This is a genomic window from Thalassococcus profundi (genome assembly GCF_003344785.1).
Classification (GTDB): Bacteria; Pseudomonadota; Alphaproteobacteria; order Rhodobacterales; family Rhodobacteraceae; genus Puniceibacterium; species Puniceibacterium profundi.
This window is the reverse complement of record NZ_QPMK01000015.1, coordinates 1-24,881: the sequence shown is the minus strand read 5'-3', so window position 1 is coordinate 24,881 and position 24,881 is coordinate 1. Positions and strand designations below refer to the sequence as shown.

Annotated in this window: 1 protein-coding gene and 3 pseudogenes; 2 read left to right on the top strand and 2 right to left on the bottom strand. The window is 64.0% G+C overall.

Annotated elements, in window-relative coordinates; translation table 11 throughout:
* Nucleotides 1–41 precede the first annotated feature (41 nt).
* On the bottom strand, nucleotides 42–21,365 hold the full coding sequence (locus DU478_RS16520; protein ID WP_114512078.1) for a calcium-binding protein: 21,324 nt from the start codon (nucleotides 21,363–21,365) through the stop codon (nucleotides 42–44).
* A 515-nt stretch (nucleotides 21,366–21,880) separates the two neighbouring features.
* Between DU478_RS16520 and DU478_RS16515 the strand changes: the two are divergent.
* Nucleotides 21,881–22,164 (top strand): annotated as a pseudogene (locus tag DU478_RS16515) (transposase); the annotation flags it as partial.
* Between the two features lie 60 nt (nucleotides 22,165–22,224).
* On the opposite strand, the pseudogene DU478_RS16510 reads toward DU478_RS16515, so the two are convergent.
* Nucleotides 22,225–22,862 (bottom strand): annotated as a pseudogene (locus tag DU478_RS16510) (transposase); the annotation flags it as partial.
* Nucleotides 22,863–23,676: 814 nt separating this feature from the next.
* Between DU478_RS16510 and DU478_RS16505 the strand changes: the two are divergent.
* A pseudogene (locus DU478_RS16505) lies at nucleotides 23,677–24,847 on the top strand (IS3 family transposase).
* The last annotated feature ends 34 nt before the right edge of the window (nucleotides 24,848–24,881 follow it).

Below are 24,881 nucleotides of genomic sequence, written 5' to 3'. Positions count from 1 at the left end.
CAGATTTTTAAGTTAAATCAAGATTTAACGCGGCATTCCCGTCATTGCGCGGCCCATTTGACACGGCCCTTTCCGTTGCCCTTGACCGGCGTGGGCTGTGGCGTGGTTTCGGGTTCGATATCCGCCACCGCATCGAGCAACATCATCTCGTCCTGCGTCACCATCGCATCGACCCGCGGGTCGTAATAGGTCACCTCGTCAGAGCCCGCGGGCGCCGCATCGTCGTTGGCCGCGGCAAAGAGGCCCAGACGCTGCGACGGATCGAGGAAGCCAGACATGAACGGCGCGTCCGAGGCGTCGTGGCTCAGGTCCAGCGCATGGCCCAGCTCGTGCATCAGGATGCTGAGCAGATCGTAGCCGCCGCTCGCGTCGTTGCCCTCGATGGCCGTTCCGCCGCTATCGAACTCCTCATTGGCACGGGAGGTCTCGTCAACGAAGTACCCCATGCCCGCCGCGTCGATATCGAGCGTGATCGACCCGCTCTGGTAGGTGGCGAGCGTCGCGTCCGCGAGGTCGCCGATCGCAAGGTCGATGCCCTGCAACGCAGCCACCTGGCTGTCGCTCAGGCCAAGGCTCAGGCTTAGGCGGCGAATGGCCTCGTCCTTCAGGGCATAGGCGTCGTCGATTTCCAGTGCATCCGCACCGGTGCCGATTGCGGTGCCGCGCAGCGCCTCGACCGTCTCGGTGGCGATGCGGGCGTCGTCGGTTTCGAACGAGACCTCCTCGAAGGATGCCATCGCACCATTGGCGATCAACCCGGCTCCGCCGTCGACGTTCACGCCATTGAAAGCATGGCTGACATAGAATACGCCATCGAGGCTGACGGACACGCTGGACCCGGCAAGGATTACCGACAGGGTGTAGTCTGTTCCGGCGTCGATACCGGCCGCAACGGCGACCGACTGATCCACGATCCACGCGCCGTTGCCTTCGTAGTGGCCGATCTCGATCCGGTTCGCGTCGGGATTGAGCACCGCGAACTTGAACCGGCTGGAGGACACCAGGTCGAAGACGACCCCGGCCGGTCCGTCGGTGCTGACCGTTGTTTCGATCCGCACCTTGGCGCTGTCGGCCAGCGAGAAGGTGCCGGCGGCATAGCCCGCCTCGCCCGACAGGTCGATCGTCGACAGGGCGATACCCGATCCGGCATCGACCTGGTAGGCGCCGTTCAAGACGCTCCAGTCGCCGGTCGTGACGCCGGTGAAGTCCTCTGCCGCGCCGTCTTCGAAATCCTCGGTGCGGTCATATGTCAGGTCCGGCGGCAGCACCTGCACGGTCAGGTTGTCGACCGTGGTGCGGGAATTGTCAGCCCCGATGCCCACGAGCCCGGCATTCAGACCTTGCGGAATGCCGTCCACCACGCGCGCCGCAAAGGTGTGCGACAGCGTGTGTCGACCGTCGATCAGCGCCGTGACCGTGGTGCCGTTCACCGCGACCAGCACATCGTAGAACTGGTCCGCGCGCAGCTTCATGTTGGCTTGGACATCGACCTGCCAGCCGCTGGCGTCGCGGTGGCCGATCTGGATCTTGTTGATGTCCGAATTGATGCCCGCGAACTTGAAATCCTCGGGTCCGTGATAGTCGAAGATCAGGAAGCCGTTGGCGTCGTAGCCGAAGCGATCCTTTTCCGCGGCGATGCTGGCCGTCAGCTCGAAATAGGTCGGCAGGTAGTCGGCGATGTGATAGACGCTCACGCCATCCTGTCCCACCGCTTCGGGAGCGATGGTGGCACGGCCCTGGGACGTCGACCAAGTGCCGCTGTCCGCGGCCAGGGCTACCAGCGCATCCTCGCCGCCGAAATCCTCTGCCGCCATCACGTCGCGTTTGCCGCCGGGGATGTTGCCGGGCTGCGGATCGTCCGGTGCGCCGGTCTGATCCTGCCAGAAGGCATCCTGCTGCTTGACCGCGCCGATCTCGCCGTAGGGTTCGCCGTTGCGCGCGGGCGTGCCGTCGGCCACGCGGGTGGTGTCGGCGCCATCGGCTTCGGAGAGGTCGTAGAGGTAGTCGTAGATCTGCGGCTGGACGTTGCGGCTGATGGTGAAGGCTCCGAACGGCGCGAAGGGCACGATGTAGGAGTTGAACTCGCCCACCCAGTCGATCAGCCGGTCGCCGCCGGTGTTGCCGATCAGGATGTCCCGCCCGCCGCCACCATAGGCGATGTCCGCATAGCTGTTGGCGGTGTCGGGCGTGTCGTTCGCCCCGCCGCTGTCGTGGTCGTCGTCGGCATTGAGCAGATCGTCACCGAAGCCGCCCCAGAGGTGATCGCGCCCGGTGCCGCCGACCAGCCAGTCATGGCCCAGGTCTCCGAAGATCACGTCGTCGCCGTCCGAGGCCACCGCCGGGCCGTCGCCGCTGACCGGATCGGTGGCCGCGCCGTCCGCCGGATCGAAGTTCAGCACGAAAGGCACCGCGCCCGGCGTGCCCGGATCGACGAAGCTGAAGGTCACCGGATCGATCCAGACCTCGGGCCGCGGGTTGAATTCGTCATAGGCGGCGAATTCGTTGGGCCGCGCGTTGCCCTCCCCGTCGACGCCGGTGCCATAGGCAAGGATGTCGCCCGGGTTGCCCGGATTGTCGAAGCTGTAGGGCAACGGCAGGCCGCCCATGGTCATCCGCATCGCCTCGGCCCCGGAAATCGCGTCGGAGCCGAAACCGCCGTGCAGCGAGTCGCTGCCCAGGCCGCCGAAGATGATGTCGTTGTCGTCGTTGTCGACGTCGGCCGAGTTGTTCACCCGGTCCACGAGACCCGGCACGGCATCCGAGCTTTGCGGGAAGAACGGAATCAGATCGACGGTCTTCTTGAGGTATCCGGCCAGGTGGATCGTCGATTGCTGGATGTTGCCGGGGGTCGAGATCACCTGGTTGGTGTCGACGTAATCTATGCCGTAGATCGCCTCGGACAGCGGATCGGCGCCGCCATCGAGGTTGCGCGAGGTGAAGATCCGGCCGTCGCCGCCCAGCACCCCGTCGAGCCCGGTGCCGCCCGAGATCCAGTCGTTGCCCTGGCCGCCGATGATGTCGTCGTCGTCGCTGTCGCCGAAAAGCGAATCGTCGCCCAGCAGACCGTAGACCGAATCGTCGCCGCTTTCCGCGTGGACCTCGTCCGCCATGCCGTAGCTGGCCGGACCGAAGGCGTCGCCGCCCATCGTGTAGTCGAGCAGCGCCGCGCCGCGGATCACGATACGGTCGCCGCCGCGCGACAGCTCGCCCACGCCGTAATGCTCGGACGCCACGTTGTCCATCGCGTCATAGGCGAAGGACAAGTATTCACCGGACGCGCCGAGGATACGGTAGATGTCGCCGTTGTCGCCCATCACCATGTCGGCGTCGCGCGAATGGCGATCCGCGATCAGGATATCGACCACCTCTCCGGCCACGCCGGACGGGGTTTCGACGTATTCGTGGCGGTCGATCCGCTGGCCGGAGCCGCCGAAGATCATGTCGGACCCGATGCCCAGATCGACGCCGCCGACTTCAAGTCCATAGCGTTCGGTCGCATCGAGGCTGAAGAGCGACGAGTTGTCGCCGACGATGTCATCCTGGCCCAGGCCGCCGAAGATCACGTCGTTGCCGCCGTTGCCCTCGATGTAGTCGTCGTCGTCGCTTGCCGCCTCGTATGCGGCGTTGATCATCAGGACGCCGTCACCGTTACGCACCGCGTAGACCCCGTCGCTGGCGAGTCCGTCAGCCAACGCGCGGTCGGTATCGACCGCCGCCGTGCCGAGGTAGGCCGCTTGCGAGAAGACGCCCTGCACGCCGCCATCGCCCTGGATCGTATCGTCGCCCAGCTGCCCGAAAAGGCTGTCCTGCGCGCCGCCGCCGGCGATGTAGTCGGTGCCGAAAAGGCCGTTGTCCGCGCCGTTCTGGTCGTGGTCCAGCAGCTCGATCTCGAAATCCTGCCAGACCGCGCTGCCGTCGGGATTGGCGAAGGCCGTTCCGGTGACCAGCAGCAGCCCTTCGATGGCGTGGCCGGTGGCCAGAGCCCCGGCATCGACGCTGTAGATCCGGCCATTCTGAAGCGTGGTAAAGCGCGGGTCGGTGACGTCGCCCAGGGCCACGCCACGGCGGTCGAGCTCTGCATTGTCGCCGAACACCAGATCACGGCCCGCCAGCGCGCCCTGCGGATCGTCGCGGCCTTCGACGTTGTCGCCATCGAGCACGTCCGATCCGAAGGCGCCGACCACGATATCCTCGCCCTCGTCGCCGAAGACCGTGTCGTCGCCGCCGAAGCCGTTGGTGTCGTCGGCACCGCTGGCATTTTCGCGGATCGACAGGAACTGCACCGCGCCGCCGATGATCCCGGCAAAGCCGTGATCGCCCAGCATCGTGTCGTTCTGCGTGCCGCCGAAGACCAGATCGCCCGCCGTGCCGCCGATGACCAGGTCGTCGCCGCTATTGCCGGAAATCGTGTCGCTGCCGCCGCGTTCGACCCCCGGCGCGCCGTCTTCGAAGGCAAAGCTGCGCACGATCGTGTCAAAGCCGCCGGTGTTCCAGACCAGCTCGCCGTTGTCGCCCAGGATCACGTCGCCGCCGTCCTCGGCGCTGTCGGTGCCCAGGGTGTGATCGCCACGGATCAGGTCCGCGCCCAGACCGCCCACCAGGATATCCCCACCGGCATCGCCGGTGATGGTGTCGTCGGCGGCAAAGAGCGGCTCGGCGGTGTCGAAGCTGCGGATCGCGCTGAAGGCACCCGCGGACAGAAGGATCTGGCCATTGTCGCCCAGGACCACATCCGCCCCGTCGAGCGCGGTTTCGTCGTCACCCTCGTTGTTGCCGTGGATCAGGTCGCCGCCATAGCCGCCGACGATCCAGTCAGCCCCGGCATTGCCGGTGATGACATCCGCGGCGCCCAGGCCATCCTCGAAGCTCTGCATCGTGGCGATGGTCACGCCATCGGCCTCGTAAAGCACCTCGCCGTTGTCGCCCAGGATCCGGTCGTCGCCGTCGAGAATGCCGACAACCGCGGCCTTGTCGCCGCGCAGGATGTCAGAGCCGATGCCGCCCAGGATCGTGTCGCTTGCGGCATTGCCTTCGATCACGTCGCCCGCGCCGGTGGCGCTGCTCACGTCGCGGGTGGCGACGCGGGTCAGCAGGGAAATCGCTCCTGCCGTCACCGCATAGTCGATCTCGCCGGTGTCGCCGAAGATCAGGTCTCCAAGGTCGAAGCCGCCCGAGGCGCCGCTGGCGTCGTCGCCGCGCAGCAGATCGGTCTCAGAGCCGCCGAGGATCGTGTCGGCACCCGCGTTGCCGTCGATCGTGTCGGCACCAGCGGCCAGTTCCAGCACGCCTTGGACCCGTTCGACCGAAGAGGTCGTCGGCGCCGCGTCGTCGTCGAAGCCATAGTCGATCCGCCCGTGATCGCCCAAGATCAGGTCGCCGCCATCGGCACCGGATCCCGTGGGCACGATCTCGTCACCGGCGATCCGGTCGCCGCCAAGGCCGCCCAGGATCGTGTCGCTGCCGAAACCGCCCGCGATCTCGTCGGCGGCGCCGACGCTGCGATAGGCCTCGACCGCGCCCAGCACGCCGTCGGTGTAGTCGGCAAAGCCTGCGTCGCCGAGGATGATGTCGTCGCCGCCGTCGCCGGACAGGTCGTCCGCGCCCGCGCCGCCGACCAGCAGGTCGTTGCCCGCACCGCCGGACATCGTGTCGTTGCCGCCGGTCGCCAGCTGGATGCTGAACACGCCGTCAAGGTAGGTCGGCACGATCTCGCCGGGGGTCGTCGGGGTCGGACCGACACCGCCGAGGAAGCTGTTGCGCACCATGCCAAGATCGCCAAAGCCGACGTCGTTCCCCGCGCCGAGCGTGATGTCGTCATCGCCCTCGCCGCCCATGACGGTGTCGTCGCCCGCACCGGTCGAGATCACGTCGTTGCCGCCCGCGCCCGCGATGGCGAGGATCAGCCCGGCCTGCCAGCTGAACCCGTCGGCCTGGTCTTCGGGCAGGGTCGAGATGCGGAACTTGCTGGTGGCGTCGAGGTCCACGGTGAACGGCGGGATGATGTCCAGAACCTCATCGGTGTTGGACAGGATCAGCCGCGGATCCTCGCGGAAACCGGTGCCGTCGTTGATATCGATGTAAAGCCCGGCCAGGCCGATATCGCCGGTTGTGTAGGGGTCGAAGACCGTGCCGTCCGCCGTGTCCGCCACAGGAAAGATGGTCTGGTCGGTATCGACCGTGTCGCGGTCGGCAAAGCCGCCGTCGACGAAGCCCAGGATCGGATCGGGCGCTGTGCCAAGGCGGGTGACGATGGATGCGAAACCGCCGAAGAGATTCACCGGCGTCGGTTCGGTGTCGCCATCCAGCAGGAACGACAGCGCGTTGAAGACATCCACGCGCCCGAGGTCGCCGAAGACGATGTCGTCGCCCGCATCGGTGGTGATCGTGTCCGCACCGGTGCCGCCGAAGACCACCAGACCCTTGTCGCCGGTGGCGGTCAGCACGTCGTCACCACCTTGCAGATCGACCGACAGCGCGCCGTCGGCGGGGTCGATGACCTCCCAGCCCAGAACCGTGGCGGAGCCGTCGAGCACCAGCGGCTCGTCGAGCCGGAGCGTATCGCCGTCGCTGCCCACGATCCAGCGCTCGATAACCTGTTCCGACCCGTCGGCCTCGATCGTGATGACCAGCTTCTGGCCAAGGAAGGTATCCTCTGCCTCGCCCAGGTCGGCGCCCATGTCGAAGAGCACTTCGAAGCCGTTGCCGGAATTCGGATTTTCGACGCTGAAGGTCGTGCCCGAACGCAGCGGATCGCTGTCCGACGCCAGCAGGTTCACGGTCACGGTATCGCCCACCGGCTGCCCGATCAGCGGGTTGCCAGCCAGCAGCACCGGATCGACCGGCACTTCGGTCCCGGTGCGGATGATCGTGCGGGTCTCGTAGCCGTCAGAGCGCGTCGGCGTGCCCTTGACCTCGAAATCGTTGTAGCCCGAGCCAAGGGTGATATCTAGCACCTCGAGTTCGCCGAAGGTGATGCCCCCCTGCCGCGCGCGTTCGCCGATCACGGTGTCGGGGCCCATGTTCAGCCCGAAGAGCCGGTTCGAGGTCAGCGTCCCGGCGCTGTCCGCCGGGCTGTCGTCGTCCTTGACGAAAAGCACATCGACCGAGACCAGTTCGTTGACGAAGAAGTTCAGGCTTTCCGAGGTCAGCGCGTAGCGGTTGACCAGGTCGTCCAGTGCGCTTTCGGGCGTATCCTCCGGCGCCGGGAACCCGGCATTGCCCGGATCGGTGACCGCGTCCTGCGGATCGAAGCTTTGGCTCAGTTCGTCGGGACCGAAGGGCGACAGGTCGTAAGGCGCATTGAGGCTCAGCGTCACCGTGCCGTCAACGTTGATCGTCACGTCGGTGATCAGGCGGAACTGGTCGGTGGCCCCCGGCGCCGCCGGGGCGCGGGTGATTTCCAGCGTCTTGCCGCCAAGCGCCAGGATCTCTTCGTCGGTCGCATCCGCGCCGGGATATCCCGCCTCGCCCGGATCGAGGTCGTCCGGGTTGTCGCGCAGGCGCAAGTCGATCATCACCTCGGCGGTAAGGTCGGCGCGGTCGACGGTCAGGGCGGGCGACGCGATGCTATTGTCGATGTCGCCGGGGCCGAAGTCGCCCACCGACGCGGTGACGTTGATTTCGCCCGGCAGCATCAGCGGTTCGGCCAGCCCGAAGAGCGATCCGTTGCCGCCGGCACCGTTGGTGACCACGGGGCCGAGGATGCCCGCCAGCGTCGCGGGACCGGGGCGGAACACCTGGGTGTCGTCGCCGTCCACGACCGCGTCGTCCACCGCGGCGACCGTGATGGTGACCGGCTGATCCCAGTTCGTGTCGTCGAAGGTGATGGAGAATTCCATCACCGGAGCGCCCGCCTCGTCGAAGACCAGATTGCCGCTGTCGTCGGTCACTTGCGTCTTGTTGATGGCCAGGGGCGCGCCGCCACGCTCGGCGGCGGTGATCTCGACCTGGATGTTGTCGAAGCGGATGCCGCCGGTCTTGGTCGTCTTGGTGATGATCTCGCTGAGGTTCACCGTGACATCGCCGCTGGTCGGGGCCGAGGTCAGGCGGATCTCGTAGGTATCGGTGGCGCCGCCCTCGATCACGTCCGTCCGGCCCTGGCTTTCGCGGACCAACAGGGTCGGCGCGTCGTCATCGGCGATCCGAACCAGCACGCTGCCGCCGAAGGCGTCCTGATAGGTGATCTGCGCGTAATCGTATTCGATCTCGACCAGGCCCGAGACCTCGACGATGTCGTCGCCGTCGATGAAAAGGAGCTGGTTGGTCCCCTCGATCAGCTCGTACTCCACGCCCTCGGTCAGAAGAGCGCCGTCGAGATGGACGGACGTGATCGAGGTCGGCTCGAACGTCAGCCCGACGGAGCTTTGCGGATTGGTGCCGTCGATCTGTAGGGCCAGCGTGTCGGTGGAGCTGAATGCCGCGGCGATATTGGTGAAATCGGTGAAGGAGAAGTCGATCTTGGCAGTATGTGCACCTTCACGCAGCACGTCGTTCACCGCCCAGACCTCGACCTGGTGGGACAGCGTGCCGCTGTCGTAGTCCAATGAGGTCAGCGCCGCGCCGCCCGGGCCGTCGCCCAAGGCCACGACCTTGACCTGCGACGCGTCGTAATCGAGCTCCAACGTCAGCTCCTGGCCCGCGGCCAGTGCCTGGCTCAGCGACAGCGTCAGCACGTCGCCTTCGCCGGTCTGGTTGCCGTCGGCGCCTTCGATCACCGCGGTCAGCGTATCATTCTCGTCGCTGCCGTTGACGGCGCCGGGCGCATCCAGCTCGTCAGTCTGGTCGATGATCAGGCCGGGCTGATCGTTGTCCTCGATCAGAACTTCGACGACCTGGCTGTTGAGCCCGTCGTAACGCGCGATGCGGAAGACGGAGTCCGAGTCCGGATCAATGGACCAGATGCCGTTCAGCGTCAGCTCTGCCCCGTCGGTGTCGAGGATCAGCAGTTCCTGCCCCGCACCTGTGCCGCCGATGATTTGCAGCGTCGCGCCCGAGAGGTTGCCGTAGGTGGCTTCGAAGTCGATCAGACCGCCCGAGGCGGCTGTGCCGGTGAACACGGTGCGATCGTCGAAGATTTCCTCGGCCTTGCTCTCGGTCGAGCTGTCGTGCGTGCCGGTGATGGCATCGTCTATGCGAATGTTGAACACGGTGTCCGCGCTGCCCGCGACCGGCACGTCACCATCCGCCCACGGCGCACTGAGGTCGAGCGTATAGGTCGCGCCATTGTCGGTCACGCCGGTGACAAAGCGGAAGTCACCGAAGCCCGGACCTTCGACGATGCTGATCGTGCGGCCCAGAAGGTCGTCTACATCGGACAGGCCAAGGCTGTTGATCGTGATCGACGGGGTCGCGCCGTTGTCGACCGAAACAAGGTCGGTGCCGGTGCGCTGGATCGTCTCGCCGGACGAGAAGATGTGTGTGATCACCGCGTTCTGCTGACCTTCGAACGCGGAGTCGTCGAAATCGAACGGTTCGGGGTCCGCGAAGGTGTCGCCCGCCAGGTCCTGGCGGGTGAAGAGCCCGCCGGGATAGTCGTTCATCACGCCCGACGCGATGACCTGCACCTCCTGCGCGGTCTGCCAGTTCGCCGCGGTGAATTTCAGCACAACCGACGATCCGTCTATCCGGGTGCTGGCATCCGGATGGGCGCTGTCGACGCGGAAGGCATAGATGCCCTGTTCGCGGGCGCTGGGGCTGGGCAGCGGCGCACCGATGGTGACGAACACGTCGCGGGTGGGGGCGCGGGTCAGCGTCACGGTATAGGTGTCGCCGGTGGCGTCGCCCTCGGTCACGAGGGTGGAGCCCTGGGTTTCGGTCAGGATGACGAAAGGCGTGTCGTCGTCGGCCACGTTGGCCGAGATGCCGAACACTTTCTGCCCGTCGTACCGGGCATCGCCGCCCGCCGTCATGTCGTGGGTGATGATCCCGGAATGGCCGCGGAAATCGTTCGAGACCACGGGCGGCGTGTCGCCGGAGGTGAAGAACGTGTCGTTGCCCAGACCGCCGAAGAGCTCGGTCAGCACAGTTTCCTTGGTGGATTGCAGGAAGAACCGATCGTCGCCCTCGGCCCCGTCGATGCGCAGGCTTTCGATATTGACGAAATTGACGTTGAGGCCCGCACCAAAGACGCCGTCTTCGGTGATGACGAAATCGTCGCCGAATTCGGTGCCAATCACGATCAGAGTGTCGAACCCGTCGCCGCCGTTGATGTTCACCGGCGCGTTGACCGCGTAGCGGACCGTGTCAGCACCGTCGCCGCCGGTCAGGTCGGTGCGCTCGCGCTCGGGTTCCTGGCTGCCCACGAGCGCAAAGGCGCGCACTTCGAAGATGTCGTCGCCGGCGTCGCCGTTAAGGGTCAGCACCGCCTTGTTGTGGTAGACGGTGAAGTTGTCGTTGCCGACGCCGCCGTTGATCGTCATCGGGAAGGAGATCCCGTTCGACAGCCAGCCGCGCGTGACCTCGATGGTGACGAAGAAATCCTCTTCGGCGATGCCGGTGGGAATGCCGTTGAGGTCGTCGTTGACGTTACGCGCCTCGCGGAACAGCTGACCGATCTGGAAACTGTCGTCGCCGCTGTCACCGTAGATGGTGATCTCGGCCGAGGTGTCGTCCGAGGCGAAGATATCATCGCCCGCCCCGCCCGACACGATGATCCGCTCCAGCGTTTTGTCGTAGTTGATCCGCTCGGCGTTGAAATCGCCGTTTAGGTTGGCGATGAAGGCGTTGTTGCCCGAGGAGTCGCTGCGCAGCAGGATGCGGTCAGCGCGGTCGGTGCCGTTGACCTCAAGCACGTCCACGTCTTGGTCGTTGGTGCCGCCGTCGCTGATCTCGATCAGCGACTGGGTGGTGCCGCCGGAGAGGTTGACGCGGTAGGTGTCGCCGCCTTCGCCGCCGTTCACTTCGTCGGTGCCCTGCGCCGAGATCAGCACGTCCTCGCCGCCGTCGCCAAAGGCGGTGTCCGCCCCGGTTCCGCCGTTCAGCACGTCGTTGCCGTCGCCGCCACGGATCAGGTCGCCCTGCCCTTCGCCCAGCAGCGTGTCGTTGCCCATGCCGCCCAAGGCGGTGTCGGAGCCTGCGCCGAGGTAGACCAGGTCGTCGCCTTCGCCGGCTTCGACGTCGTCATTGCCTTCCTGTGCGAAGATCAGGTCGTCGTCGTCGCCGCCAAAGATCACATCTCCGGCGCCGCCCGAGGCCAGCGCGATGCGGCTGGCCAGCTGCACGATGTCGCTCAGGTTGTCGAGCGCACTCATATTGCTCAGCAGATCCGAGGCGGGCGTGTCGAGCAGCGATTCCAGGATGCTGCCGATGTCGCCAAGCAGCAGATCGGCGCCCGCATCGCCCTGGATCGTGTCGAAGCCCGCGCCGCCGAACACGGCGTCCGCACCGGCACCGGCGACAATCGAGTCGTCGCCGCCCGAGGCAAAGACCACGTCGTTGCCGCTGCCCGCGTCGATTGTGTCCCTTTCGCCCTCGTTGAGCTTGTCGGTCTTCTGGACGCCGCCCTCGTGCAGGGCCAGGACGTTCGACAGGATCATCTGCCCCAGCGGATCAACAAATCGGATCTCGCCTCCGTCCGCCAGGATCAGGTCGTTGCCAGCACCGCCCAGGACGGAATCCTGCCCGCCGCCGCCGATCACGATGTCGTCGCCGTCACCGCCGGACACGGTATCGCGGCCCGCGTTGCCCAGCAGGTCGACCTTGAGCACGCCGGGGAAGACATTGACCTGGTCGCCGATCACGAGGTCTTCGCCCAGACCGCCCGAGAGGTCGTCGTTGCCCGCGCCGCCCTCGATCAGGTCACGCCCGCCGGAACCGGTGATCGTGTCGTCCCCCAGTCCCCCGATCAGGCGGTTGAACGTCGTGTTGGACCCCGATCCGCCACCGGTGAAGCTAATGATATCGTTACCGATTCCGCCCTCGACATCGAACAGCACCTCGTCACCGTCGAAGCCGATGAAATTGATCTCATCGTTGCCCGCGCCGCCCCGCACGATGAGCGAGGCGCCCGCCGCGACCTTGAAGGCAAAGGAAGATTTGTTGGCATTCGTCGGGCTGTCCGCGCCAAAGCCGTTGGGGTCGGTGTAGACCAGCACGGTGTAGTTGCCGTCGCCGTCGAGGCCGCCCTGCTTTTCGAGGTAGACAACCTCGTCGCCATCCGACGTGTCGCCCATCAGCCGCTGCTCGGAGAAGTCGCCGATGTTGATGATCAGATCGCCGTTTCCGGCCTCGGAGGCCACGACTGGCGGGCGGTAGAAGTCGATCGCGAAGTCGAGGATGGTGATCGGATCGACCAAGTCGAATTCCTTGTCGATCTCGAAGAGGCCCAGGTCGATCTTGAGGAAGGCGAAGAGCCGCGCGAAGATTTCCCCGGTGACGTCGAAGACCGCAAGCGGCGCCAGCAGTTTTTCCGCATCCGTGGGCGCACGGGTCTGGTTCACGACATTCGACACAAGCTCGGAAATCCGGACCTTGCCGTCGTTGTTCGGATCGAAGAGGTCGAACAGGATCTCGATGAAAAGACCACCCGCGACACCGGCCCGCGCAACACCCAGGTTGAGCTCCGCCGCGGCGGTGATGCCGCCGAGGAAGGTCAGTTCGGGCACGTCCGCGCCCGATCCGTCGGGGTTCTCGGTGTCCGAAATGAACAGACCCTCGAACAGCAGCAGCGGGTTCTTGAAGTCGCTGTCGACGAATTCGGAGATGCCGAGTGTGTCGTAGCCAAAAGCGAAATCGGCGGTGAATTCGACGATCAGGCCCAGCGACACGCCCAACGGGCCGAAGATCGAGAAGAAGAAGTTCTGCTCGAACCCGACGACCAGCGGCTCGAGGTCGAAGGTCACCAGCGTGGCGGGGTTGCCCATGAGCAGGCCGAAGATCTGCGACGGATCCTCGATGATCGGGAAGGCGAAGGATCCGCTCGCCTTGAGCTTGGTCACCGTCTTGGCCGCGTCGCGGTTCTTGTCGCCGCCGGTGGTGGTCGAATCGTTCAACGCCTGGTCGAAGGCAGTTGCCGCGGCGTCGAAAGCGCCTGCCGCATCGCGTTCGTTGAAGAGCGCCGAGCTGTCGAACCCGTCGGCGAAGGGGTTGTCACTTTCGGTGCCGTCGATGGCATCGAAGATCACGAAATCGCCCAGCGGAATGATCAGGTTCAACTCACCCGGACCGTCGCGCAACTCGGCGATCTCGTTGATGAGCGTGATCACTTCGGCGATCGTCTCGATCAGACCGGGGTTGAAGTCGCCCAGCTGCGCCGCGAGATCGAGCATGGTGAGATCGACACCGAAGATGTCTACCAGGGGGATCGGTGCGGTCAGGAAATCGATGAAGGGCTGAAGCGGTTCGGTATATTCGGCTACCGCGTCGACGATCGGGCCCAGCACGTCGGTGACGAACTCGCCCAGGTCCAGGCCCACGTCGCCAAAGGCAAGGTACTGGATGCCGGTGTCCAGCCCAGTATCGGGCGCGGTGCCACCTAAGAGGTTGTAATCGGCATTGAGCGTCCAGAGGAAATCGAAGCCGCTGACAACCGACGGGAATCCGCCCGCAACGGACTCGCCCACCAGATCCTCGGACAGGCCCAGCCGCAGGTCGAGCGCCGCCGCCGCGACCACGTCGAGACCGAACTGCAAGCCGATCTCGCCGAATTCGGTGAGGCCCAGCGTATCCGCCGCCATCCCGCCCTTGAGCACGTCGAGCCCGATCTCGGCGTAAAGCCCTGTTTCGAGCCCGTTGTATTCCCCTGCGACATCCAGTCCGCCGTCGCGCGTCTCGGCAGTCAGCCCGAGGAAGCCGAGCGTGCCGGTGATCTCGCCCATCGGCAGCACTTCGGCAGAGATGAAGATGTCGTCCTCGGTCTCGTCGAAATCGAAGTAGAAGCCCTTTTCAGTCGAAAGGCCGAAGCCCAGCCCGATGCCCCAGTCGAGCAGGAACTGGATGTCAGCGTCGGTTTCCAGCCCGAGCCCCGGGATGCCGATGTCGAAGCCCAGCGGCACGTTCGACAGCAGGGTCTGGCTGGGACCGAGGTCGAAGTCCCAGGAAATGTCGGCCACGCTCAGATCGCCGGTGTCCAGCGCCTCTTGGAATCCTTCGGAATTCAACAGGATGTAGTCGCCTGGTCCACCGTTGCCGGTCTGATCCTCGACCGCCAGCGGTTGCAGCAGGTTGAGCCCCGACGGCCCGAGCAGATCGAAGAGCAGCTTGGAAATGATGTTCTTGTCGGGATCGGCGAAATCGTCGGCGGCATCCTCGATCGTGTCCAGCGCAAGCCGCAGGTTGCCGACGAAGCCCTCGCGGAAATCGCCGATGAAATTCGCCGCATCGCCAAAGCCCGCACCCACCAGCGGCAGGTCGAGGTCTGCAAGCGTGCCGAAGATGTTCTCTTCGAGCAGGCTCAGGAAGGTGTCGAAACCGTCCACCGCCAGCCGAATGTTGTCGAAGATCGACAGTTCGGAGAAGTCGAAATTCGTGAGATACGTGGTGAGGTCCGAGACGTCGATGACCAGGTCGTCCGGGGCAATCGGCGTGGCACCGTCGACCTTGAAGGTCAGGTTGCCGAAATTGGCCAGGTCGCCGTAACCCACACCGAAGGTCTCACCGATGCGGATGTCACCCACGTGATTGGAATCGTTCGGGAAAAAGATCGGCAGCAGACCGGAGATCGCGCCGAAAGACCCGCCACCCTGGTTGCCCGCGATGTCAAGGATGCTGTCCAGGCCCACGGTGCCGTCGATCACGTCGCCCAGGCTTAGCAGGCCATCGGTGAAGGACGCGCCCACGGTCGAAACCTCGGCGCCCGCGTTGACGGTGATGTTGGCTATATCGGTGCCGTTGTTCTGGATCGACAGCGCCAACGGCCCGAGCCCCGCGTTGAAGGCAAGGTTGCTGCCCGACGCCTCGACCGACGCCGCGAGGTTGGTTTCCTCGAGCAGATAGAAGGCGTCGTCGACGCCCGTCGCGGCGTCGTTGTCGGTGACGTTCGCGGCCAGTTCGCCCAGGTCGATACCAAGCCCGATGGTCAGGAAGATCCCGCCGTTGGTGGCGAGCCCCGCAGAGCCGGTAAAGCTCAACAGGCCGGGAATGTTGATCGCTACGAACAGGCTGTCGGCAAAGGGAATGTCGGACAGGCCGACGTTGATCGCCTCGGAGAAGGCGGCGCCGACGTTCAGCGTGAAGGTAAGCATCTCCTTGCCGTTGGAGGTGTCGTAGCCGATCTGGAACGCCTCGTCCGGCGCGTCGTCGCCGCCGCCGGTGCCGTAGACGATGTCGTAGACCTCTTCCAGCGTCTCGTCGCTGAGACCGATAGCGTCGTTCAGCGCATCCTCGACGAACTGCAGGCTGGCGGCCGGATTCTCGCGGAAGCCGTCGATGAAGTCGTTGAGGTCGTCGGCCAGAGAGAAGAGATCGGACAACGACCGGTCGATGACCGGAATCTTGGCGTCGAGGAACTCGAATCCCTCGATTTCCGACAACGCATCGGCCAGCAGCTGCAGCGCATCGAGCAGCGTGCCCAGGTCGAAGGCCCCGAACCCGGCTTCGGACAGCGCGCCGAAGTCGTCAAGGTCCACCTCGGCGGTGGCGCGCACGGTGATGTCGTCGAAATCGGTGACGGTCTGGCCAGCGGTCAGCGCCGTGACCTCCGCGCCTTCAACCGTCTCGAAACTGTCGGAGTCCAGCGTGACGGTGGACACGCCGCCGGTGAAATCGACCGTCTCCACCTTGGCCTCGAAGACCGATCCGCCCTGTTCGAAGCGGACCTTGGCGCCGATCGGCAGAAGGTCGGAGAAATCCTTGTCGACCACGAAGGTGTCGGCGCCGGTCACGGCAAAGCCGCCGGCGTTCTCGAGCCGGTCCTTCAGGAACGGATCGCCGAGCGAAATCAGCTTGATGTTCGCCTCGACGCTGGACGCGCCCAGAAGGTCGGTGACGATGTCGTTGAACCCGTCAGACCCTTCGGCAAGGCTCAGTTCAAGGTCCGCGACGCCGAAGAGGGTCTGCGCCTCGAAGGTCGCAATGGGGATCAGTTCAGGGAAGATGAAAAGATCGAAGAGCGCGTCCACGCCTGTGTCGGCGGCATCTTCGATCACGTCGATCACTTCGCCCAGCGTGACGATGCCGTCGGCGGCGGGTTTGCCGGCACCGGCGTTGAATCCCAGGTTCAGCTCCGCCCCGAAGAGCGCCGTGCCGCCCAGTTCGACCCCGACAAAGCCCAGCGACGCGCTGGCGTCGATGCCGGACTTGACGATGGCGATGCCGCCCGCCTGCCCCGTGGTGCCGATATCTGCGGCGGTGTCGTTCAGGTTGACGACGCGCACGCCTTCGACCGTCTCTCCGTCCAGCGTGCCGGACGCGAATTCGAGGATCTTGTAGGTGCCGTCGGCAAAACCCGCCACGTCGCGGATCTCGATCTCGATACGCGGATCCGCCGGATCATTGGGCACGAAATCGCGCAAGTCGAGCGCCTGCGAGAACAGGATGTCGTCGCCGATCAGCTGCAAGTCCTTGACCAGACGTCCCGCCTGCGCCTCGAAATTCAGGGAGGCCAGGTCCGACTGTGTGGCCCCGGGGGCCACGTCGGACTTGATGAAGAACCGGTCCGCCAAAGCGACGCCGCCTATGTCGGCACCGACGACGATGCCGTCGGGGGTGTCGTCCGGATCGCTCGCCACGAAATCCGTACCCACAAGCCCCAGGCCCACCGCCGTCGGCGAGGCGTTGGTGCCGGTCAGCGCCTTGAGCCGGTTGGTGCCGTCGGAAATCTTGACCGAGATGCTCTTGCCGGATTCGTTCTGGGGCGTCGCCGGATCGTCGGGCGTGATGAAGACCGCGTAGTCGTCCGCCGGATCGTCGGTGGCTGTCCCGGGCGCCAGCCCGTACTGCGCCTCGATGGCGTCGCGTATGTCCTGCAGCGCGTCGCCAATATCGGTCGCGGCGTCGAAGCTGACAGAGATTCGCGTGTCGGTGGCGGTGCCGTTGTCGACCACCAGAACCAGATCGGCGCTGTCGGAATCCAGAACGGCGTTTGTAAAGCCAAGCTCCGGAACCGTGGCGGACAGGGACAGGTTGGTGAAACTGCTGCCTTCGGTCAGGGACAGGACAAGCTTGCTGCCCTGGAAGGTCACGGTCACATCATCGGTCAGGTCGACCTCGGAGGTGGCCGAGAGGTCCACCGCCGTCTCCAGCGCGGTCTTGAGGTCGGCGGCAAGGCTGACGACAGAGCTGTTGATCGACACAAGCTGGCCGCCGCGCACGGTCAGGGTCGCCGAGGCCGGCAGCGTGACCTCGTAGCTGGCGCCGTCCAATTGCAGCGTGAAGGGCAGGTCTTCGGCGACGACTCCGACGGCGTTGAAGGGCTGGATCGTGTCGGCGGCTTCGAGCACGCCGTCGGTGACGCTGGCGGTTTCCCAAAGGCCCAGGATCGCGGCGGCCGGATTTGTGTCGAAGCCCGCCGCATCGCCGTCGATGGCCAGCGTATGGGTCGCGGCACCGCCGGTGTAGGTGAAGGTCAGCCGCACCAGTTCCTCGATGACCGAGACGGACTCCGCCGGCGGCGGCACATCCACGAAGGCGGCGGTGATGTCGCCGGGCAGATCGGCGTTGATCTTGGACAGGATCTCGGCACGGAAGGCGTCGAAATCGCTGCTGGCCAGAGACAGGTCCACGTCGTCGAGCGTGACGGCAATCGCCTGCTCCGCGCCGCCGTCTTCGGTCAGGACGAGGGTGAAGGCCATGTCGGTCACGGCACCCGGCGCGTCGGCGGCGGTCAGCGCCTTTTCGGTCTTCTGGCTCACGCCCAGGTCGGACAGCAGCGACCCAAGGGTCAGGTCGCCCGCGGGGCCGGGAAGCGGCCCGCCGGTGGACAGATCGAAACCCAGACCCAGCGCCAGGCTCGCTCCGCCCGAGATCACCAGCCGCGAGGTCGAGTTGATGTCGATCAGATTGCCGAGATCCAATTCGAAATCGGTGGGAATCTCCACGTCGAAGAGGTTCGCGCCCCCGAGGTCGATGTTGTAGATCAGCTGGTCTTCGGCGGCGTCGTAGAATTGCGACAGATCGTTGGCATTAAAGCCCACCGCGTCCAGCACACCGATGTCGTCGAGCCGCACGAGGAATTCCTGGATCGACCCGAAGGTCGGCGCGTTGAAGCGGTCGATCAGCTTGGCGGCATCGTCGCCGATGCCGGTATTGTTGGCCATCGCCTCTTGCAGCAGTTCGAACTTGCGCTCGACCTCGCCCGCGGCGGTGGTCACGCGGATAGTGGCGCGCACTGCCGCATCCGCAGCAAGCGCCAGATTCCCGGTCAGAACGCCCAGCACGCTGGCATCGAAGACCTGGCCGTCGGTCAGCACGTCGTTGATGCTCAGGCCCAGTTCGCCCAGCAACGCGCCATCGAGAATGCGCACCTCGGTCACGTTCGGGTCGATGATGTTGAGCGTGAAGGCGCCGCCCGTCCCCTCGAACCGCAGGTAGCTGTCCAGCCCCGCCGCCAGCAGCGCGTCGTTGAGGTCGGTGACCAGCCGGTCGTCGCGGTCCTTGACCCCGTCCCCGCCGTAATCGAACAGCAGCGCGTCCGACACGACCTTGCCGATCCTGGTGATGTCGTCGATTGCCCCTTCGAGGAACGGGATGTCGATGCCAGACAGCAGGTCGCTGTCCGCCGCATCCTGAAGCCAAAGCACGAAATCCGCGATGGCGCGGACGATCTCGGTCGGCGTGAGGTTGTTGAAATCGAGGAAATCCTGCTCCAGCCCGCCCGACAGAACGACCGTCGGCGCGGTGCCGTCGAAAAGCGCGCCGGCGATGTCGATATCCAGCGTCGCGCCCGCCCCGCCGCCGAAAAGCTGCGCCCCGACGGTCAGCGTGAGGTCGGCGCTGTATCCTGCGGCGCCGGTAAACTGGAAGGTGTCATTTGAGAAATTGTAATCGAACCCGCCGGTAGTCAGGCCGAGGTTGGCCAGCAGCGCGGCGGCGCTGTCCCCATCCGAAAAGCTGACGGACCCGTCGTCGACCAGCGCCACGTCCAGGGCCACGTCACCGGCGACCGTGCCTTCGACCACCCCGACCTTGGCCCCGATGGACAGGCCCGTCGCCTCGATCTCACCGCCAAGACCGAATTCCTCGATCGCGCCCGAGACGGCCACGTCGGCGATGTTCGACGCGTCGATGGTCAAAGACGCCTCGAAGGCCAGCGCCGCGGCCAGTTGCAGCTGCGCATCGGCGTCGAAGGACAGGCCCAGGGCATCGGCGTCGGCGCCGAAGTCGAAGGCGAAATCGGTGCGCCGGGTTGCTTCGAATTCGAAATCCAGCAGCAGCGTGGTGGCGTTCTGCACCGACAGGCTGACCGCATCGAAGGCGAAGTTCAGATCGCCAAGTCCCGCGAGCCGGTTCAGGATCTGGTCCTGCGTGAGCGTAACGAAATCGCTGCCGTCAAAGCCCAGCAGCGCATTGGCGAAGTTGGTGGCGTTTTCGTTCAACGCGCGGACGTTGACCTCTTCCACCACGTCGGACACCGCCTGGAAGGCCAACCGCCCGGCGTTGAAGACCGGCACGATCAGACCGGCCAGGTCGGAGCTGCCGATCTCGGCGGCGACGGCGGTTGCGAGCGCGCCGAAGGCGTCGAGCGTGACGCCGTCGACCGTTTCCCCGACCAGCGCGGAAATCGTCGCCGCATCGATGTCGATGGTCAGCGGCACGGTGTCGAGCGTGCCGTCGTCCAGGCGCAGATCGACCGACAGTTCGAACTGGTAGGTGGCGCCCGGCGCCGCCAGGGTGGCCTGCAACGCCGCCAGCGTCGTGGCGATCGGGCTCGCGACGGCGGGCGCGATGCCTTCGACCACCGCCGTGGCAGAGGCGATGGCATCCTCGATCTCGCCGCTGGTCAGGCCGCCGGCGGCAGCGGCCTGGATTTCCTTCAGGATGTGCGCCCGGGCGCTGTCGAAGGCGTCGTAAAGATCCAGCGCGCGGGTCAGCGTGACCTTGGCCGTGTCGACGATATTCGCGCCGCCGATCAGCGGCAGCGCCTCGATCACCGACAGCGTGTCACCCGCGGTTTCGAGAACCGACGCGAAGGTGGCGAAGACCTCGTCGATGGCCGCGATCACGTTCGAGGCGTCCAGCACGATGCTGTCGCCGGTGATCGAGGCGAAATCGCCGATCGGCTGCAGGGTCGCCACGCCGATGGTGCCGCCGTTGAGCTGCGTCGTGACCTGGTTGCCGATCACCGTGGTGGTGTAGATGTTCGCGAGGCTCGATTGCAGGTCCACGACCAGGGCGTCGTTGCCCGCGCCGCCGTCGATGTCCAGCGTGCCGAAATCCTCTCCGAGGGTGATCGTGTCGTTGCCGCCGCCGGCGTTGATCGTCAGGATGCCGTCGAGGTTGGTGCCGTCGACCCCCGAAATCTCGATATCGTCGGCACCGCCGCCCAGGTTGATGGTCACCGAGGTCACGGTGTTGTCGATGGCGAGGTTGTGAGTCTCGATCCCGGGCGCGTCGAGGACGAACGTGTCGACGCCGCCGGCGCTGGACGCGAACGACAGCGACACGCCGCTGTTGTCGGTCCCGTCGAGCGTCAGGACGATTTCCGTCGCGGACCCGACATTCACCGGTTCCATACCGGTGTAGAGCGTTGTCAGACCGTCGACCGTGATCCCGCCCGCATCCGGCGCCGTGGGAGTCAGCCCGACGGCAAGACCCGCCGCCTCCACGTCGACCAGATCGAAGCCGCCATCGCCGCCCTCCAGGCCACCGGTCGACTGCGCCCCGGCTTGTAAAACGAAGGTGTCCTCGTTGTTCGCGCCGCCGCGCAAAACCTCTACGCTGGCGAATTCCAACCCCTCGGTCGTGCCGCTGTCGATGCCGTCGATGATCCACGTCGCATCAAGGTCGTCGGCGCCGATCAGCGTGTCGGTGCCGCCGTTGCCGTCGAACCAGATCCCGTCTGGGAAGATATAGCTGCCGGCCTCGTCCATGCGCAGCACGTCGTCGCCTTCCGTGCCTTCGATGGTCAGCGCAGAAGTCTCGGCACGGGCCTTCTCGGCCACCATGTCGCCGGTAAAGCTGTCGTGGATCTGGATCATGTCGGAACCGGCGTCGAAGGACAGCGTCAGATCGTTCTGGTCCGCCGCCATCGCGACCGCAAAGGGGGCCAGGTCTGCCGACAGCAGGATGCGCGGTTCAAGCGGTTCGACCTCGGACCGCTGTGCCCGCTTACGGAACTTGGGTTTGGTCAGGAGCGCCGTTGCCGCCGTGCTGCGCAGGAGAGGTTGTCCGGGAGAGATCGTCTGCGAAGCAGGAATACCGGATTTGGACCGAGAAGAAGATCCGCGCGTTTCCGAGATGTCGAAAGCCGGACCATGGCTAAACTTGCGCATCGAAATTCCTCCAGACCAATCTCAAGATGACGGACGCCCGGAGGTTTCCGTTTAGAATAGGCGTAAACTTGCTGGACGTCGACCGTCGCGGGACGCTCAGGACTCAATAAAAGACATGCAAATGCGACCTCTTGTTACCGTGTGCTGTCGCTTTTCGCCACAAAATTCTGCTAAGAATGGTCTTCGTCTGCGACGCACTCTTCGAAAAAGTGTGTTTCCATTCTTTCGCGACGGACATCTCAGGCGCCCGTTTGGCCCCTGCTTTGTCGCCCCGAAGAACCCTTTCCGCTGTGCTGTGCGCAGCAGGTAGAGGCGACCGGGAATGCCGACACCCTCCTTTGCGCGAGAATACTGCAACCGATTGATATAAGTAGAAGTGCTGGAACCTCAAAGCCAATAACCGTCCACGAAACCACAGGAACTCCCGTCCGCCGCCTGGAAGGTTTGCCCTGAGCTCAGGACCCATTTATCTGTTTCTGCGGTCTTGATTAACCGCACGAAAACAGAGCGGTGATATGCCTGATCTCTTCTGGCTGAGCGACGCGCAGATGGCACGTCTTGAGCTATATTTTCCGAAGTATCACGGCAAGCCTCGCGTCGATGATCGGCGCGTCCTGAGCTGGATTATCTTCATAAATCGCAATAGGTTGCGATGGCGCGATGCGCCTAAGGAATACGGCCCCATAAGACGCTCTACAACCGTTGGAAGCGTTGGAGCGAGAAAGCCATCTTCGCGAAGATGATGACGGTACTGGCAGCCGAGCACGGCGAGAATAAGACCGTGATGATCGATGCGACTTAACTGAAAGTTCACCGAACAGCGTCAAGCTGGGGCGTCAAAAAGTGGTCATGGTCGCCTGAAGTCCATGGACCAGACCTCGTTCGGCGCCACAGGCACGGCCAGCTCGTCGGGCTTCTCCCGCTTCAGGCGCTTGCGTGGTTTGATCCGAAGGTTCAGCTCCAGCTCGCGGTAGATCCGGTAGACGCGCTTGTGGTTCCAGCCATGGCGCTGGACATTGCGCAGGTACAGAGACCACAGGCCGAAGCTCCAGGTCTTCTTCGCCGTCGTCAGCCCGAGCAGCAGATCGGCGATCTGCTCGTTCTCATCGTCCAGCTTGGGGCTGTACCGATAACACGTCTCACTGACGTCGAACGCCCGGCACGCCAGAGCGATGCTGACAGCCTTCATCGCCACCGCTTTCACGGCCAACTCTCGGCGTTGAGCTGGCCGCGTCATTTTTTTCTGAGCGCCTCCTTCAGCAGGTCGTTCTGCATGCTGACGTCGGCGTACATGCGCTTCAGGCGCCGGTTTTCTTCGGCCATTGCCTTCATCTCGCTGATGAAGCTCGCATCCATGCCGCCATACTTCGCCCGCCATTTGTAAAGCGTGACGCTGCTCATCCCATGTTCGCGGCACAACTCGGCAGCAGGCACGCCGCCCTCCATCTGGCGCAGTACGCCCATGATCTGGGCTTCAGTGAAACGTGTCTTCTTCATCGGAATCTCCTCGTTCATCCTGTCGAGAAAATTCTACGTCCGCATCCCCCTAAGAACGGGGGGATTACCCTCATGATCTATTAATAGCGGATATTGCGATAGATATTGGCAGTTCTGCCTAAGGTTTTCTCATTGCACGTATATGGAATTTGAAGCAATCGGCGGCAAAGGACCAATGTCTTCTTCTACGAAATTTCCTTAAAGTTCTTTGCTTTTATTAGCATATTGATGATGGGCATAGCACGATACAAATCAGCGGTGAATGTACCTCAAGCCGAACGCACATTTCCCGACCATGGCTACATGCAACGAAACCGAAGAGCATCCTACACAGACCGGTCAAGTTTAGGCCTCCGGTGTGGTTCGACGTCAACATGATGCATTAAGCGCAAAGTCCTGAATTTCAGCTAATTGCGGCTATTCCGCATCAAATTAGACATTCTGCCTATAATAATATGTATGCATATCGTCGATATTAGAATAAATTCGTCGCGAAGTAAGTTTTATCTTTGCAAACAAATTCGCTCGAAAAAGTCGTCATTTATCATCAAGTTTTGGGCATGCAATCTGGTCAGACCATCTGCCTCGCGAGGCCCCCCAAGGTGTCGCTTTGCGCCTCTCGTTTCAAAAACCAAACTGACAGAACTGACAAAACCCGTCGCAAGAAGCTACACGAAGGCGATGGCTGGATGTAGTATTCGGCCAGTAGCCATCTGCGTACTCCAGTTTCACCCAGGTTTTGTCAGTTGGAGTGCCCCCACTGAAGTGGTCCACTAACTGGGATAGTATTATCCCGTTTCAGGAGGACCATGTGATGGCCGGAAAGCGAGACAAGCCCGAAGAGATTGTGCTGAAGCTGCGGCAGGTTGAAGTGCTGCAAGGTCAAGGCAGCTCGATTGTCGATGCTGTGCGTCAGATCGGGGTGACGCAGCAGACCTATTACCGTTGGCGCAAAGAGTATGGCGGCATGAGCCGGGACCAGCTCAAGCGGCTGAAGCAGCTTGAGACCGAGAATACGCGGCTCAGGCGGGCGGTTTCGGATCTGACGCTGGACAAGATGATCCTGACCGAGGCCGCCCGGGGAARCTTCTGAGCCCCGCCCGCCGCCGTCGATGTATCGACCATGTGCGGCAGACCCTTGGCGTATCTGAGCGCCGGGCCTGCCGCACATTGGGTCAGCATCGCTCGACGCAGCGYAAGGTGCCCATCGGTCTGCCGGATGAAGAACGGCTGACCGATGACATCATCGCGCTGACACGAGAGTTYGGGCGCTACGGATATCGCATGATCACCGGGATGCTGAACAACAGCGGCTGGCATGTGATACCGCTGCCCGGCAGGCGATTTGCGCAGCAAATCTGCCGAGAGGGGACAAGCGCGTMGAACGSATCTGGCGGCGGGAGGGGCTAAAAGTCCCGCTGAAACAACCCAAGAAGGGTCGGCTTTGGCTGAATGACGGCTCGTGCGTTCGGCTCCGGCCGGAACGCCCGAACCATGTCTGGTCCTATGACTTCGTCCAGGACCGGACCCACGACGGRCGGGTMTATCGCACGCTCAACATCATMGACGAGTTCACGAAGGAGGCGCTGGYGATCCGTGTCAAACGCAAGCTCAATTCTGTCGATGTAGTCGATGCTTTGACCGACCTGTTCTTCCTGCGCGGTCCACCAGAATACATAAGGTCCGACAATGGCGCGGAATTTATCGCCAAGAAGGTGCGGTCATGGATCAGCGCAGTCGGTGCCAAGACAGCCTTCATTGCACCAGGATCACCTTGGGAGAACGGTTACTGCGAGAGYTTTAACGCAAGATTCCGGGACGAATTGCTGAACGGCGAGGTCTTCTACTCGCTGCGGGAGGCTCAGATTCTGATCGAAAGATGGCGCCGCCACTACAATACTGTCAGACCGCACAGCTCCCTCGGATATCGCCCGCCAGCGCCAGAAAGCTTCATGCCGATGGACCACAGACCGACCATGCACTAACATTCCATATGGATCACTCGATGGGGGCAGGCCA